Genomic DNA, 13,550 nt, shown 5'->3' with positions numbered 1-13,550 from the left:
GTTGATACTTAAACGCTGGCGAAGCCTTGCTCCTCGGCGTCGCCGTAAGTCATTCTGAAGCCGCGATACTCCGAACCTTCGCGGTAGCCGCCGAGCCAGACCGCATCGTCCGGCTCGACAAAACTGCCCGCGGCCATTTTCGCTTCGATCTCGCGCGCCCTGTTCCAGCGCTGGTGCGCAGTCTCAACGCTGCGCAACGGACGGACGTTGACGGGCCCGGCCTCGCGCGCTGCATCCTCGGCGCGCAGCCGCTCGGCGAGCGCGGCGACGGCGTCGGAATGCGCGCTGGTTACGCCGGCGGCGGCGACGCTGCGCGCGGCGGCGAGTGACGGCGTGTCGTGCGCACTGGTCGGCTTCGGAAATTCGATCAGCGTGCCGGCATCCTTCAGCGCCTGGCGGTGGATCGCGCCGGCGAAGTCGCTGGCCTTGATCTTGCGGGCAGCCCTCTTGGCGTCCGCGATGCTGTCGTCGACCATCTGCTTCTGTTCGGCGCGCACGGCGCGCGCGGCGGCAGCCGGGTCGATGCCGAGCAGCTCGGGGGAGATCGCCTCGCCCAGATAGGTCTCGCCGTCCTGGTCGAACACATAGGCGCGGCCCATGTCGGCTTCGTCCATGCGCACCAGCACGGTGCGGCCGATATCGAGGCCGAGAAATCCCGCGCTGTAGTACGTGTCGTGAATGCGCAGCCCGCTCTTGGTGACGGTGCGCAGGCCATTCTTGCCGGCGACCGGCGCGAGCAGCATGTCGAGCGCGCGCAGATCCTCGATCCGGCGGATCGTGATGCGGCTCATCGCCGCGACGGCGATCGGCGTCTGGCCCTTGAGACCGGCATGCGGCGCGTTGCCGTAGACGTCGGCGCACCAGGCGTCGAGGCGCTGCTGCAGATCGGCTGCCGTGAGCGCGACCTTGAACATGTCTTCTGCGGTCTCGCCGAGCCGAGCCGAGAATGCTTTCCGATTTTCGATCACCTTGCGGTCGGCGACGCTGTGACCGATGAAGCCTTCGAGCGTGCGCATCAGGCCGCGCTGCAGCGTGCCGATCGCGCGCTCGACATGCCCCTTCTGTTCGGGGCTGAACGGTGCGGACGTTTCGTGCTCGATGCCGAGCGCCGCGAACAGCCGCTGTGTGGTCCGGGCGACGAAGTCCGAGCCATTGTCCGTCTTGATCCGCTCCGGCACGCCCCAGATGACGATCGCCTTGCGGATCAACAGGCCGACCGCAGAGGCGCGCGGCGTCTTGCTGACGGTGGCGATCATCCGCCGCGAATAGACGTCGAGGCAGACATAGATGGTATGGCGGCCATCGATCAGCAGCACATCCGCCGGCGATGCGTCGATCTGCCAGACTTCGTTGAGGCGCTGCGCCGGCATCGCGACGCGCGCCGCAAAGCGCATTGTCGATTTGAAGCCGTCCGGGTTGCGGATCGATTCCAGCTCGACACGGTAGCTCGCCTTCCAGCTCTTCAAGGCGTTTTGAAATGTGCGGACCGGCGGCAGCGGCTGAACCCGACCACCGACCTGCACGGTCGGGAAGCGATCGGCCGCGAGCGCGCGGATGTGATGTGCGGTCAGTTGCGGCTGCTTGGCGAGCAGCGCCAGCACATAGGTGCGAACCTCGCCGCCATTTGCCCGATCGAGTACGCCGGTGCCGCGGCGGGCGGCGGCGCGATCGACTGCGAGCCGGGACTTGTGGCCGGCCTTGGCGAACGCGCGCCAGCGCGCCAGCGTGCGCGGCGTGATGCGCTTGACTGCGGCCTTGATCCAGCCGGCGACGTCGACCTGGCCGGCATTGTAGCAATCGCAGAAATAGGCGTCGGCGCGCTTGCGGCCGATGCCGGCCTGAGTGGCGATCGAATCCGACAGCGCCAGCACCGCGAGCCGCGCATCGCGCGCCTCGGCGGCCGGCGCGCCGAGGGTCGCGGCTTCGGGCTCGGCGGCGGCTTCGCGCGCCAGTGAGACGGGTAGTTCGATATCGTCGACGTGGTGGCCGAGATAGGCGACGCGGGCTTCGGGCGGCAGCGCGGCGACCGCGTATTCGACGCCGCCGCCCTTGCCGTTGCGCTCACGCGCCGCCCAGCCGGCGCGCTCGGCCGCGAAGGCGACACCGCGCTTCGTCGCCGGCAGGCCGGGCAGCGCGAGCGCTGCGATTTCGGCGGCTGAGAGATAGTCCTTCACGGCGTGCCCCAAAATGATCCGTCAGCTCGCGCGTGCTGCGCGATGCATGGCGGCGGCTTCCTGTTCGAGTTCGTCGGCGAGGCAAGCGAGTCCCGCCGCCGCGACCGCCACGGCAATCGCTTCGAGCTTGTTGGCGCTGAGCTGCAGCCGCGTGCGAAGCCTGACGATGCGGACAACCGGCGGGATGTTGGCGGCGCGGATCTTCGGAGCTGCATCGGTCATCGGCGCGGCTCCACGATGCGAGTTGCGGCGAGCGCGGCTTCGGCGGCCTCGCGCGCCGCGTTGACGCGCGCCGAATACATCGCGCCCGCGACGTCGGTTGCCGACAGTGCGTCGTCGAAGGCCGCGGTGAGTTCGGTGAGCGCGGCTCGAAGCTCCGGCGCGGCGACCGCGAGCTTGTGATCCTGCTTCGCTTGCGGATTGATCGCGTTGCTGTAGAGCACGCCGATCTGCCGGCCATCGGCAGCGACGATGATCTCGGCGCCGAACGCGCTGCAGCGTTCCAGAAATCCCCAGGGGACGAAGGTGGATGCGGCGTTCATCGGGCGGCTCCAGAGTTGAGTACCGCAGGCGCGGGCCAGACGTAGCGGGGCAGAAGCCAGCGCTCGGTATCGACGTCAGTAACTACGGAGACTTCTTCGGGGGCGGCACTCGAAATGCGGATGACCCAGCCACGCAGTGCAAGTGCTGCGACGTGTTGTGGCTGACGGGCTAGCCGAGCAGCCAGGACGCCTGGCACGTAAGGCGTTGTCTTGCTACGTGTTGCTTGGAGTTTGTTGCTAACAGCGTGATGCTCTGCGACACCGGAAATGAAACGTCGCAAAGTCTTCTCCGGGCCTGTCGCGATCACGATGGCGATCGATGGCGACGGAACTTCTTCTCCGAACTCGATCTGGCCATCTGGCCAGCAGAAGGTTTTGGTCATCGTCCAGCCCTCCATTCCGCATCAGCGGATTCGATCTCTTGATTGAGGCGTTCGCGCAGTTCCTTCGCGACCTCGCGCCGGATCAGCGCCTCGTGTTTGCGCGAGACCGCGATCGCGTCGGTGTCTGCGAGCAGCGCGTTGATCAGGCGGATGTCGCCGGTGACGGCGAACAGCGCGACCAGGCGGTGCGCCGGGATGTTGGAATTTTCATTCGCGCCCGAGGTGTACTGATCGAGGATCTGTGGTGAGACGCGCTCGCCGAGATAGGCGCTGATCTCCGCAGCGATGGTCTCGCGCGACCGGCCAGACTCGCGCATCGTCTCTTTCAAAGCCTGTTTGATCCGCGCAGCGGCGCTCGACGCCCGCACGCGCTCGGGCGAAAATCGCTCGACCACCGGCCGCGGCTGATACTCCGCGAAAAGCTCGGAGGTCGCGGGCTCGCTGTCGGGGCGGCGGCTCACAGCCATTCCTCCGGCAGCGGCATCACGATCCAGTTCCGGCGGCGGGTGCCCGCGCCGGCGCTGTCGAGAAAATCCAGAAAGTCGACCATCAACTCGGCGACGGCGCGGCTGTCATAAGCGCGGGCCTTGTCCGGCTCCGCCGTGATCAGCGGCGATGCGAGCCCGAGCGGCGATACGGCGTCGCTGAAGCCGACGAAGAACCGCGGCTGGCCGCCGATCATCCGCGCAACGGCAAAAGTTTCGGGAGGAGTTGCCACGTCGGTCATGACAACACCCGCGTTGCGAGCGGCTGGCCGCAGGTCGGGCAGCAGCGTCCTGCCGGCGCCGACGGCGTGCGGACGGCGGCGAAGCCGTATTCGAGGCCGTCCTTCGCCCAGCGGCCGAATGCCGAATGAGAGATTTCGCGCAGGCCAAGCTGTGCCAGTTCGCGGTTGAGCCTGTTCCAGACGTCGAGCTGGCTGAAGCGGCCCGATTGCAGCGCCTCGATCGCCCACGCCCGGATCGCATCCGCCCGCGGCGGCAGCAGGTCGACGCTGTTGCGGCGGCGGGTCATGCCCGCACCCGATTCAGTTTTCGGCTGCGTTTCTGACTCGACGCCTTCTGGCGGTCCGGCCTAGCGTCCCGTGCGATCAGGTTCCCGGTGCGGTCGAACCAGCGGGGCCACAATACATGCAGGGGGACTTCGAGGAAATTGGCGATGATCCTGTTCGAAGGGGAGCGCGGTCGGGTCAGAGCGGCGCGCAGAGCTGAGTCGCAGAGTTCATGTTTGCGCGCGACTTCCGCGAGCGAGGTGCCGCGCTTGCGAAAAGCCGCTACAATGTCTGCGCGATGCCAACCGGAAGAGGTCATGGTGTCCCGAGAGAGTAGTCGCCCCGGCAAGGACGGCTATTTTTTCTGGTCATCTGTGTCACGAACGAGACCAAGATACCCGCAAATGTCTAAAAATCAACCCCACAACGGCGAGGGATCGGATCACAGAGGGGGAAATCTGCGTAAAAACACGTCGCGACGTCTAAAATATACCGACGTGAAGGCCCGGCTCGACGATTTGAGGGATGTTCCGCTCGGCGGGGAGTTGCCGGACTGGAGCGCACTGACGATCGGCAACCGATTCGCGGTGGCTCTTCGGCTGATCCCGAAGGAACTTCGTGAAAGCGCCTTGCAGAGGAGCGGAAAACAGATCGATCGCTACGAGTCGGCGGACACCGACGATCCGAAAGCGCCGAAGATTCCCGACCAGGTGCTTGCGGCGCTGGCGGCTCACGCAAAGCTGCCGGCCTCTTGGCTGGCCGACGGCCAGGCTGTCGACCGGATGCCGCCGGTGACCTCTGGGACGACAGACGAATTGCTTGCCCCGGACGGCGACGTGCCGCTGCAAAAGCTCGCCTTCAAGGTCAGCGCCGGACACGGCGCGCTGACGATCGACGAGTCGTCGCACTACGTTCGATTTCCGCGCGCGATCCTCGATCACATCGGCGTCAAGGCGGCGAATGCACGATTGATGGAGTCGAGCGGGCTGAGCATGTGGCCCACGATCGACGACGGCGACATGATGGTCGTCGATGTTTCCGATACCGCCGTGGCTGACGGACGCATCTATGTGTTTTCGAACGGCGGTGAGACCTTCGTGAAGCGGCTCTTGCGGAACAGCAGTGGCGTCGTGATGATGCGTTCCGATAATCGCGATCTATTTCCGAACGACGCGCCGGTTGATAGTAACGGCGACTTCCGCATTTTCGGGAGGGTGAGATGGACTGGTCGAAGTTTGTAGGCGCAATCTCTGCGGCGTTGCTCGCCACGGCGGCGCATGCGAGCGCTGAGAAGCCGTTCGGTCTTGCGATGGATCAACAGGTATCCGGCCTCGACATCCTGAAGCGCGAGCAGCGCTTCGTCGTACTGCGCGCCGCGCCGGCTCCTGCTGCGCCTTTCACCCACTACCTCGTTGCGGAGAACGGTCGCGGTGAGGTTTGCAGAGTGATCGCGATCGCGGAGTTCAAGTCGGTCGCGGATGCGGATAGATCTCTCGACCCGATCGTCGGCGGTCTGTCGGCCTCGTATTCGCGCCCGGAGGTAGGCGCGGACGCGATCCTGCATTTCGAGAAAGGGGCCGCACTGGTCTGGCGGCCGCTCGGTTCCTGTAGCCGCGACGATCTAGCGTCCGAAGCCGAGATCAAGATTTGCAGGTCGGCATTTCCGGCTGGGGCTGATACGGGCGTTCGCAAGGTGACGCTGGTCCGGCACGATCTCGAAAGGCCGGTCATCGTGGTCCGGTACGATTTCGTCAACCGGAATGGCTGCCCCCCAGATCCGGTTGTTCTTGCTCCATCCGAAGTGACGCTGAAGCGCCGCGGACAACCCAATTCCGAGTGACGAGCAGCCCCGTCCGTGACGGACCCTGACAGGTTTCCGGCCCGGCGGGCGCTGGGGCGCGTTCCGGCCCCTGGACCCTGCGAAGGGAGCGGGAATTTTTTAAAGATTAAATTAAAGCTCCTGAGCCCCGGCGCGGGCCTATCCGGACCGGCTGACACCCTGCGATTCCCGGCCGGAGCCGGATGGGGGTTGTTTTTCGCCAAAATCGGGTAGGATCGGCGGCGGTCGGCCCGTGCTTCGCGCGGGCGCCTGCCGCCGCCGTCGATTTGGCCCCCGTCCGGCCCGCCCGCGGCTCTGACAGATGTCAGTCTTACCGATCCCGGTTTGCGCCGCCAGTGTGGCTGCATGTCGGGACAAGCAAATCCAGTTTTGAATGTGGCGCGCGGCGTCGGGCAGCCGATCGCGCTGAATGCCGATGGCTCCGCGCCGGAGTGGATCATGCTGATCCCCGCCGGCGACGGCGGCCTGATCGGCACCGTCGACGGCCGCGGCCCGTATCGCGTCGCCAGCCCGGCGACGCTGGCGGCGCAGAGCGTCGCCGTCGCCGGCGGTCGGCTCGTGCTCGACGAAAGCCACTCTACCGATCTCGCCGCGCCGAAGGGCGAGCCGGCGCCGGCGCGCGGCTGGATCGTCGATGTCGCATCTCGTGACGGTGGCATCTGGGGCCGCGTCGAGTGGAATCCCTCCGGCGCCGCGCTGATGGCCGACAAGGCCTACCGCTTCATCTCGCCGGTGTTCACGCACGACGCGGCCGGCAACGTGCTCACGCTGCTGCGCGCGTCGCTGACCAATACGCCGAACCTGCGCGGCATGGCCGCGCTTCACCAAGTGGAGAATACCATGGACCTCCTTGCTCAGTTGCGCGCGCTGCTCGGCCTCGACGACACCGCCGATGAGGCCGCGGTGATCGCCAAGATCAAGGACCTGAAAGGCGGCGATGCGACCGCGCTGAACGCGGCGTTGTCGCCGATCGCCACCGCGATCGGGCTCGCCGCCAATGCGGACGCGGCGACGATCGTCACCAAGGTCAAGACGTTTGCCACCGACCGGATCGACGGCAGCGCCATCGTGGCGCTGCAGAGCGAACTCAGGGACGTCACCACCCAGCTCAACGCGCTGCGCGCTGACAAGTCGACGGATGCGGCCACCGCCTTCGTCGACCGCGCGATCCGCGACGGCGTCGTCGGCGTCAAGCCGCTGCGCGATCACTACATCGCCCGTCACGCCGCCGATCCGGCCGGTGTCGAGAAGGAGATCAACTCGTTTCCGCGTATCGGCGCGTCCGGCGCGCTGCAGACGGCGCCCGCCGCCGACGGCAAGGTGTCGCTCAACGCCGAGCAGCTCAACGTCGCGAAAATCCTCGGCATCAAGCCCGAGGACTACGCCAGGACGCTCGCCGCCGAACAGGCGGGCTGATCTGCGGCTCAGATCGTGGAGGTCGCCGGTTCAAGTCCGGCTCGGCGTAGCCGGTAGCTCAGTTCGGTAGAGCGCCACACAAGCGGAGGTCGCTGGTTCAAATCCAGCCCAGCGCAAGCTGGTAGCTCAGCCCGGTAGAGCGCCGCACGTTTTCGAAGTCGAACGTTGTGCTGATCGTAGCACCAGGAGAAGACGAACATGACGGCACTAACCGCCGACCGCAATACGCCCCGGTTCGAAGGCGACCTCCGCGTGGGGGCCGCCGCCGCGGTGAAGATCTTCGCCGGCTCGCTAGTGATGCGCGATGCTGCCGGGTACATCACCAAGGGGCAGACCGCGCTCGGTCTGCGCGGCGTCGGCCGCGCCGAAGAGTTCGTCGACAACTCCGCCGGCAGCGCCGGCGATCAGGTGATCAAGTATCGCGGCGGCGCGTTCCGCTTCGCCAACTCCGGATCGACCGACGAAATCACGCGGGCCGAGATCGGCAAGTTCTGCTACGCGGTCGACGATCAGACCGTCGCAAAGACCAGCGGCGCGAATACGCGTTCGGTCGCCGGCGTCGTCGCCGGCGTCGACAGCCTCGGCGTCGTGGTGTGTTTCGACGAGGACGGTCTCGCCGCCTATCTGGCCAATCGCCGGGTGTTCGTGCCACTGCGCGTCGCAACCCTGGTCGGCACCGGCGTCTATCGCACGCTTGCGCCGGTCGTCGGCCGCGTCGTCAAGGTCTGGTCGATTACCGAAGGCGTGCTGACCACCGGCGACGCCACGCTGACCGCCAAGATCAACGGCGCGGCGATCACCGGCGGCGTCATCACCATCGCGCAATCCGGTTCGGCCGCGGGCGACAAGGACTCGGCGACGCCGACCGCCGCCAACGTCACCGCAGTCGGCGACGAACTCTCGCTCACCGTCGGCGGCAGCAACGCCACCGCCAGCGCGGCGAACGCGGTGTTCGAGATCGAGACCGACTAAGCGCCCCCGCAACGCAACGCCTCAAGGAACGCAAGCCATGCTGATCAATCGCGCCAACCTCAATTCGCTCCGGGTCGGCTTCCAGACGACTTTCCAGGCGGGCCTCGGCCAGGCGCCGTCGATGTACCCGCGCGTCGCCACCGTGGTGCCGTCCAGCGTCCGCGAGGAGAAGTACGGCTGGCTCGGCAAGATCCCGAGCGTCCGCGAATGGATCGGCCCGCGCGTCGTGCAGAACATCTCGGAATACGACTACGCGATCAAGAACAAGTCGTGGGAGCTGACGATCGGCGTCGATCGCGACGACATCGACGACGACAATCTCGGCATGTACGCGCCGCTGTTCACCGAGATGGGCCTGTCGACCGGCTCGCACACCGACCAGTTGGTGTTCTCGCTGCTCAAGGCCGGCTTCACCACGGCCTGCTACGACGGTCAGTATTTCTTCGACGCCGACCATCCGGTGCTCGACGCCGGCGGCGCGCCGCAGTCGGTCGCCAACACCGACGGCGGCTCCGGCACACCGTGGTTCCTGCTGTGCCTCAATCGCGCGATCAAGCCGGTGATCTTCCAGAAGCGTAAGGACTGGCAGTTCGTCTCGCGCGACAAGCTCGACGACGACAGTGTGTTCAACAACAAGGAGTTCCAGTACGGCGCCGACGCCCGTGGCAATGTCGGCTTCGGCCTGTGGCAGCTCGCCTGGGGCTCGAAACAGACGCTCGACGCCACGCACTACAAGGCGGCGCTGTCCGCGCTCGAAGGCATGAAGGGCGATTTCGACCGGCCGCTCGGCCTGTCCAACTTCACCCTCGTGGTGCCGCCGTCGCTGCGCGAAAATGGCCAGAAGCTGATTGTCTCCGAATACGCTTCGGGCGGCGAGAGCAACCCGTGGAAAGGCACCGCCGAGCTGCTCGTCGTGCCGTGGCTGGCGTGAGGTCGGCGATGGCGAAGAAACCGAAAGCAGACGCCGTCGCCGACGCGGCCGCCAAGGCCGAAGCCGATCGGCTCGCGGCCGAGGCGCAGGCCCAAGCCGCCGCGCAAGCGGAGGCCGCGCGGATCGCCGCCGCGCAGGCCGAGGCGGATGCCAAGCTGCAGGCCGACGCCGATCGGATCGCCGCCGAAGCGGCGGCGGATGGTTCCACCCATGCGGTTGTTACCACGATTGGCGATCAGACCGCCGGAGTGCTTGTGACCAAAGCGGCGGCGAAGGCCGGCGCCGAGTTCGGCCCGCCCGCCATCTGGGTCAAGTCGAAGTCCGAACGCGGCCGGCGCCGCGCCGGCTTCGCCTTCACCCGCGAGCCGACGCTGATCTTTCTCGAAAATCTGCACGGGCCCGGAGAGCTTGAGGCGATCCTCAGCGATCCGGAACTGATCGTCACCAAGGCAAACGACACGGCGGGATAGCGCAGCCCGGTAGCGCGGCGGGCTCATAACCCGCAGGTCGGTGGTTCGAATCCACCTCCCGCAACCAACTTTGAATCCTGCGCGCCGCAAGCGTCCTGACCGCGGCTCGCACGATCGGTCGCCTCGCGCGGCCCCTTCCTGCCGCGGCGCTCGTCCGCCGCGGCAGGAGTCTCCGGATCAACCGAGGGGTGCCGACATGGCCAAACAACCGCCTTTCAAGATCGACGACGAATCCTATCGCGCGGGCCGCGACGCGTTTACCTGCGGCTGCAGCCTGCGCTCGATCGTCGAGCAGCTCGCCGCGTTCGGCGCCGACCAAGTCGAGGATCAGAAAGCCTTCAGTGGCGTGCTCGGCTTTTTCGACGCGCTGCTCGATCAGCTGCGGCCCAGGCCGCAGCTTGAACCGCGCGCCGTCGTCGAACACCCGGATGGAACGGTGACGCCGTTGAGCAGCTACCCGCTGAACGGGGTCATCCGCGGCGAACGCGCAGGCGATATCTTTAGTCGGGAACTCGGATCGCCGCGATGACCTACGCGTCGCAATCTGACCTGGTCGACCGCTTCGGTGCGCCGATGCTGGTCGATCTCACCGACCGCGCCGAGGTCGCGACCGGCGCGATCGACGCCGCGGTGATCGCGCGTGCGCTGGCCGACGCGGACGCGGCGATCGACGGCTATCTCAAGGGCCGCTATGCGCTGCCGCTGCCGACGACGCCGCCGCTGCTGCGCGACATCGCGATCGCGATCGCGGGCTACAAGCTGCACCGCGACGCGGTGTCCGAGAAGATTCGGCAGGACTATGTCGACGCCGAGAAGAAGCTGCTGCTGATCGCCGGTGGCTCGATCCGGCTCGATATCGCGGGCGTCGAGCCGGAATCGTCCGGCTCCACCGGCGTCCGGTTCACCGATCGCGAACGGCCGCTCACCGCCGACAGTCTCAAGGGCTACATCTGATGACCGGCGCGCTGATCGCGGTTTCGCTGAAAGACGCCGATGACGCGCTGGCGCCGCTCGCTGGTTACATCGCGCGCGCGGGCGATAAGCGCGGGCTGTTCGAAAACATCGGCGCGTCGGTGCAGACCTCGACGATGCACCGGTTCGAGACCTCGAAGGCGCCGGACGGCTCGCTGTGGCCGCCGTCGCTGCGCGTCAAGCAGCATGGCGGCATCACGCTGCGGCTCACCGCGCGGCTGATGCGCTCGATCACCTATCAGGCCGACAGCGACAGCGTGCAGATCGGCACCAACGTCGTCTATGCGGCGATCCATCAGTTCGGCGGCCTGATCCAGCAGGCTGCCCGCACCGCGGTGCTGCATTTCAAGACCAACAAAAAGACCGGCCAGTCGCGCTTCGCCAAGCCCGGCAAGGCCGATCGCGCGCAGAAGGCGGCGATCGGCGCGCACACGATCACGATGCCGGCGCGGCCGTTCCTCGGCCTCGACGATGACGACGAGCGCGAGATCCTGTCGATCGCCGAGCAATGGGTCGCCGGCGAACAGGGAGGCGCTCCGGCATGAGTCTGATCGTGGACGTCAAGGAACGGCTCGAGATCGAGGTGCAGGACCTCGCCGGCAAGCTCGACTATGTCGCCGAGCTGGCGGCGCTGACCAATGCGGGCGCGCCGCCGCAGCGCGAGGTCTCGGCCTTCGTGATCCCGCTCGGCCTCGACGATCGCGGCGGCTCCGGCGCGTCGGCCGCCGGGCTGCATACCCAGATCGTCGGCGAGACCGTCGGCGTGATCCTCTGTGTCAAGGCGCTGGGCGATGCGAAGGCGCGCAAGGCGCTGCCGACGATCGACACGCTGACCGATGCGGTGATCGACGCGCTCGCCGGCTGGGGGCCAGAGGACGCGGTCGGCGTGCTGATGTTCGTGCGCGGCCGGCTCGTTTCGGTCACCTCCGGCCTCGTCGTCTATCAGCTCGAATTTGCGCTCACCGATCAACTGAGGATCGCCCGATGAAACACCCTCACAAAGGCGGCAGCTATCGCCGCGACCCCGATGGCTCACTGACCAGATTGGCCGACGAAGTCGCGATCGCCACCACGCCCGCGAACGAACCGCCCGCCGACACCAAGCCGGCGCGCAAATCCCGGATGGAGAAGTAACGATGTTCGACCAGGTCTTCTTCCGGAAGATGGTGCTGCTGGCGAAACTCGAATCCGCCTATGCGGTCGACCCGACGCTGACCGGCGCGGCGAATGCCATCCTTGCAACCGATATCGCGCTGCGGCCGATGGAAGGACAGGATGTCCCGCGCGGCCTGATCCGCAATTATCTGTCGGGCGAAGCCACGGTCCCGGCCGGGCTGCACACGGTGATCGAGCTGTCGACCGAGCTGGCCGGATCCGGCACGGCCGGCGTCGCGCCCGGCTGGGGACCTCTGATGCGCGGCGCGGGCTGCGCCGAAGTGATTGTCGCCAACACGTCGGTGACGTATTCGCCGATCAGCGAGGATATGGAAAGCCTCTACATCAAGTTCTGGCTCGGCAACACGCTGCACGCGCTGAAGGGCGCGCGCGGCGACGCCACCATCGGCATCGACGCCCAGGGCATCCCGCGAATTCGCTGGACCTATACGGGGCTCTGGGTCGCGCCCTCCGAGGTCAGTCGCCCGGTCCCGACGCTGACAGGCTTCGCGAAGCCGAAGATCGCCGCCGCCGCCAACACGCCGACCTTCAACCTCAACAGCGTCGAACTCGCGCTGCGCAGCTGGAGCCTGAAGCTCGGCAACAAGGTCGAGCAGCGATTCCTGGTCAACACCGAGAAGGTGATCATCTCCGATCGCGCCGAGACGCTCGACCTGACCGTCGAGGTGACGCCGCTCACCGACTTCGATCCGTTCGCGCTCGCCGAGGCGCAGACGCGGATGCCGGCCGAGATCGTGCACGGCACCACGCCCGGCAACATCGTCACCATCGCCGCGCCGAGCTGCCAGCTGAAGCGGCCGGGCGCCGCCACCAACAATCAGGGCGTCGCCGAACGCCCGCTCAATCTCACACCGCTGCCGAGCGATGCCGGCGACGACCAGTTCTCGCTCACGCTCACGTAAAGGGACGCCGATGTTCAAGATTGTTTCAAACCCGACCTTCACCCACACCGTCACGGTGATGATGCCTGTCGACAGCGGCCATGCCGAAGAGACGCTGCTGGTGACCTACAACTATCTCGATACGGCCGAGGTAGAACAATTCGATCTCAAGAGTACGGATGGCACGTCGTCATTCCTGTCCACGCTGATCCGCAAGATCGACGGACTGACCGACTCCACCGGGCAGCCCGTCGCCTGCACGCTGGAGCTGCGCGAGAAGCTGCTGCGGATGGCCAATGTGCGCCTTGCGTTGCTGCGGCACTATTTCGACGCCGTCACCAAGGTCCGTGAGGGAAACTGACATGGGCCGCCCGGCAATGGGCGCGCGGCGCGCAGCCGGCGTCCCTGGACCAAGCGGCCCGCGACGATGCGAAGGCGCTCGCCGATGCGCGCGGCTTCGGCATGGACGAGGCGTCGATCGCCGAGCTTGCGGCCGCGCTGCGCGCGCCGGCGCCGGCCGAGACCGACTATGCGGGCGTCTGGCTGCAGCACGCGGAGACGGTCCGCGCCTTTCTGGCGGTGGCGTCGCAATGGCGGGTGGCTGCGATCGGCGGCGGCGGCTTTGCGATGATGGGCGGCGCGGCAATCGCGCCGCTGCGCCTGGTCTATGTCGCGCTCGACTACGGCGCGGTGCGAGCCGGGCTGGACGCCGAAGCGATCGCGGTCACGCCGGAGTTGTGGCGCGGCCTCCGCATCATGGAAGCCGCGGCCTGCGCGGCGCTGAACGAAAGTAGTTCCTGAC

The 13,550-nt window shown here is 66.9% G+C and carries 22 protein-coding genes and 1 tRNA gene; 15 read left to right on the top strand and 8 right to left on the bottom strand.

The window, feature by feature from the left end; all coding sequences use genetic code 11:
- Positions 1–8: 8 nt before the first annotated feature.
- Genes BMY71_RS16640 through BMY71_RS25575 form a run of 8 tightly spaced genes read right to left on the bottom strand, consistent with a single transcriptional unit; the run spans position 9 to position 4,379 of the window.
- The gene (locus BMY71_RS16640) at positions 9–2,174 is read right to left on the bottom strand and encodes a DNA-binding protein (protein WP_139202663.1); all 2,166 of its coding nucleotides are present in this window, start codon (positions 2,172–2,174) and stop codon (positions 9–11) included.
- A 21-nt stretch (positions 2,175–2,195) separates the two neighbouring features.
- Positions 2,196–2,396 (bottom strand): hypothetical protein, encoded by a 201-nt coding sequence (locus tag BMY71_RS16635; RefSeq protein ID WP_092685207.1) that lies wholly within the window; start codon positions 2,394–2,396, stop codon positions 2,196–2,198.
- Positions 2,393–2,716: a hypothetical protein gene (locus BMY71_RS16630; protein WP_092685205.1), complete on the bottom strand. Its 324-nt coding sequence runs from the start codon at positions 2,714–2,716 to the stop codon at positions 2,393–2,395. The genes BMY71_RS16635 and BMY71_RS16630 overlap by 4 nt, the downstream gene beginning before the upstream one ends.
- Positions 2,713–3,099: a hypothetical protein gene (locus BMY71_RS24455; protein ID WP_139202662.1), complete on the bottom strand. Its 387-nt coding sequence runs from the start codon at positions 3,097–3,099 to the stop codon at positions 2,713–2,715. Before BMY71_RS24455 ends, BMY71_RS16630 begins: the two co-directional genes overlap by 4 nt.
- Positions 3,096–3,560: a hypothetical protein gene (locus BMY71_RS16625; RefSeq protein ID WP_430715339.1), complete on the bottom strand. Its 465-nt coding sequence runs from the start codon at positions 3,558–3,560 to the stop codon at positions 3,096–3,098. Before BMY71_RS16625 ends, BMY71_RS24455 begins: the two co-directional genes overlap by 4 nt.
- Positions 3,557–3,826 carry a hypothetical protein gene (locus BMY71_RS16620; protein ID WP_139202661.1) on the bottom strand — a complete coding sequence of 90 codons (270 nt, stop codon included), beginning with the start codon at positions 3,824–3,826 and terminating at the stop codon, positions 3,557–3,559. Before BMY71_RS16620 ends, BMY71_RS16625 begins: the two co-directional genes overlap by 4 nt.
- A complete protein-coding gene (locus BMY71_RS16615; RefSeq protein ID WP_092685199.1) occupies positions 3,823–4,113 on the bottom strand; it encodes a phage protein Gp27 family protein in 291 nt (96 codons plus the stop codon). The genes BMY71_RS16620 and BMY71_RS16615 overlap by 4 nt, the downstream gene beginning before the upstream one ends.
- Positions 4,110–4,379 (bottom strand): helix-turn-helix domain-containing protein, encoded by a 270-nt coding sequence (locus tag BMY71_RS25575; RefSeq protein WP_430715342.1) that lies wholly within the window; start codon positions 4,377–4,379, stop codon positions 4,110–4,112. The genes BMY71_RS16615 and BMY71_RS25575 overlap by 4 nt, the downstream gene beginning before the upstream one ends.
- Between BMY71_RS25575 and BMY71_RS16605 the strand changes: the two genes are divergently transcribed.
- The 15 genes from BMY71_RS16605 to BMY71_RS16535 all read left to right on the top strand — a co-directional run bounded on the left by BMY71_RS16605 (position 4,261) and on the right by BMY71_RS16535 (position 13,549).
- Positions 4,261–5,331, top strand: a complete 1,071-nt coding sequence (locus BMY71_RS16605) for a S24 family peptidase (protein WP_430715341.1) — start codon at positions 4,261–4,263, stop codon at positions 5,329–5,331. The two genes, BMY71_RS25575 and BMY71_RS16605, sit on opposite strands and share 119 nt — an antisense overlap.
- A gap of 17 nt (positions 5,332–5,348) precedes the next feature.
- Positions 5,349–5,930, top strand: a complete 582-nt coding sequence (locus BMY71_RS16600; RefSeq protein ID WP_092685193.1) for a hypothetical protein — start codon at positions 5,349–5,351, stop codon at positions 5,928–5,930.
- Positions 5,931–6,275: 345 nt separating this feature from the next.
- Positions 6,276–7,346 carry a phage protease gene (locus BMY71_RS16595; RefSeq protein ID WP_092685191.1) on the top strand — a complete coding sequence of 357 codons (1,071 nt, stop codon included), beginning with the start codon at positions 6,276–6,278 and terminating at the stop codon, positions 7,344–7,346.
- A gap of 198 nt (positions 7,347–7,544) precedes the next feature.
- On the top strand, positions 7,545–8,318 hold the full coding sequence (locus BMY71_RS25310; protein WP_244526081.1) for a hypothetical protein: 774 nt from the start codon (positions 7,545–7,547) through the stop codon (positions 8,316–8,318).
- Between the two features lie 37 nt (positions 8,319–8,355).
- Positions 8,356–9,249 carry a Mu-like prophage major head subunit gpT family protein gene (locus tag BMY71_RS16580; RefSeq protein ID WP_092685189.1) on the top strand — a complete coding sequence of 298 codons (894 nt, stop codon included), beginning with the start codon at positions 8,356–8,358 and terminating at the stop codon, positions 9,247–9,249.
- 8 nt (positions 9,250–9,257) lie between these two features.
- Complete coding sequence (locus BMY71_RS16575; RefSeq protein ID WP_092685187.1) at positions 9,258–9,719, top strand: HI1506-related protein; 462 nt, start codon at positions 9,258–9,260, stop codon at positions 9,717–9,719.
- Positions 9,710–9,786: transfer RNA gene (locus tag BMY71_RS16570), tRNA-Met, on the top strand. Before BMY71_RS16575 ends, BMY71_RS16570 begins: the two co-directional genes overlap by 10 nt.
- 129 nt (positions 9,787–9,915) lie before the next feature.
- The gene (locus tag BMY71_RS16565) at positions 9,916–10,248 is read left to right on the top strand and encodes a hypothetical protein (protein WP_092685185.1); all 333 of its coding nucleotides are present in this window, start codon (positions 9,916–9,918) and stop codon (positions 10,246–10,248) included.
- The gene (locus BMY71_RS16560) at positions 10,245–10,673 is read left to right on the top strand and encodes a gp436 family protein (protein ID WP_092685183.1); all 429 of its coding nucleotides are present in this window, start codon (positions 10,245–10,247) and stop codon (positions 10,671–10,673) included. Before BMY71_RS16565 ends, BMY71_RS16560 begins: the two co-directional genes overlap by 4 nt.
- Positions 10,673–11,236, top strand: coding sequence for a phage virion morphogenesis protein (locus tag BMY71_RS16555; RefSeq protein WP_092685181.1), 564 nt, complete (start codon positions 10,673–10,675; stop codon positions 11,234–11,236). Before BMY71_RS16560 ends, BMY71_RS16555 begins: the two co-directional genes overlap by 1 nt.
- Positions 11,233–11,679: a phage tail terminator protein gene (locus tag BMY71_RS16550; protein ID WP_092685179.1), complete on the top strand. Its 447-nt coding sequence runs from the start codon at positions 11,233–11,235 to the stop codon at positions 11,677–11,679. Before BMY71_RS16555 ends, BMY71_RS16550 begins: the two co-directional genes overlap by 4 nt.
- Entirely contained in the window at positions 11,676–11,825 is a 150-nt protein-coding gene (locus BMY71_RS24945) for a hypothetical protein (RefSeq protein ID WP_175557692.1), read from the top strand. The genes BMY71_RS16550 and BMY71_RS24945 overlap by 4 nt, the downstream gene beginning before the upstream one ends.
- Before the next feature lie 2 nt (positions 11,826–11,827).
- Positions 11,828–12,769: a phage tail tube protein gene (locus tag BMY71_RS16545; RefSeq protein WP_092685177.1), complete on the top strand. Its 942-nt coding sequence runs from the start codon at positions 11,828–11,830 to the stop codon at positions 12,767–12,769.
- Positions 12,770–12,779: 10 nt separating this feature from the next.
- A complete protein-coding gene (locus BMY71_RS16540) occupies positions 12,780–13,109 on the top strand; it encodes a hypothetical protein (RefSeq protein ID WP_092685175.1) in 330 nt (109 codons plus the stop codon).
- A gap of 101 nt (positions 13,110–13,210) precedes the next feature.
- Entirely contained in the window at positions 13,211–13,549 is a 339-nt protein-coding gene (locus tag BMY71_RS16535) for a DUF1799 domain-containing protein (protein WP_092685173.1), read from the top strand.
- The last annotated feature ends 1 nt before the right edge of the window (position 13,550 follow it).

The organism is Rhodopseudomonas pseudopalustris, assembly GCF_900110435.1.
In the GTDB taxonomy this organism is placed as follows: Bacteria; Pseudomonadota; Alphaproteobacteria; order Rhizobiales; family Xanthobacteraceae; genus Rhodopseudomonas; species Rhodopseudomonas pseudopalustris.
Note: the sequence above shows the minus strand (reverse complement) of the source record. Positions and strands in the feature narration are given on the sequence as shown.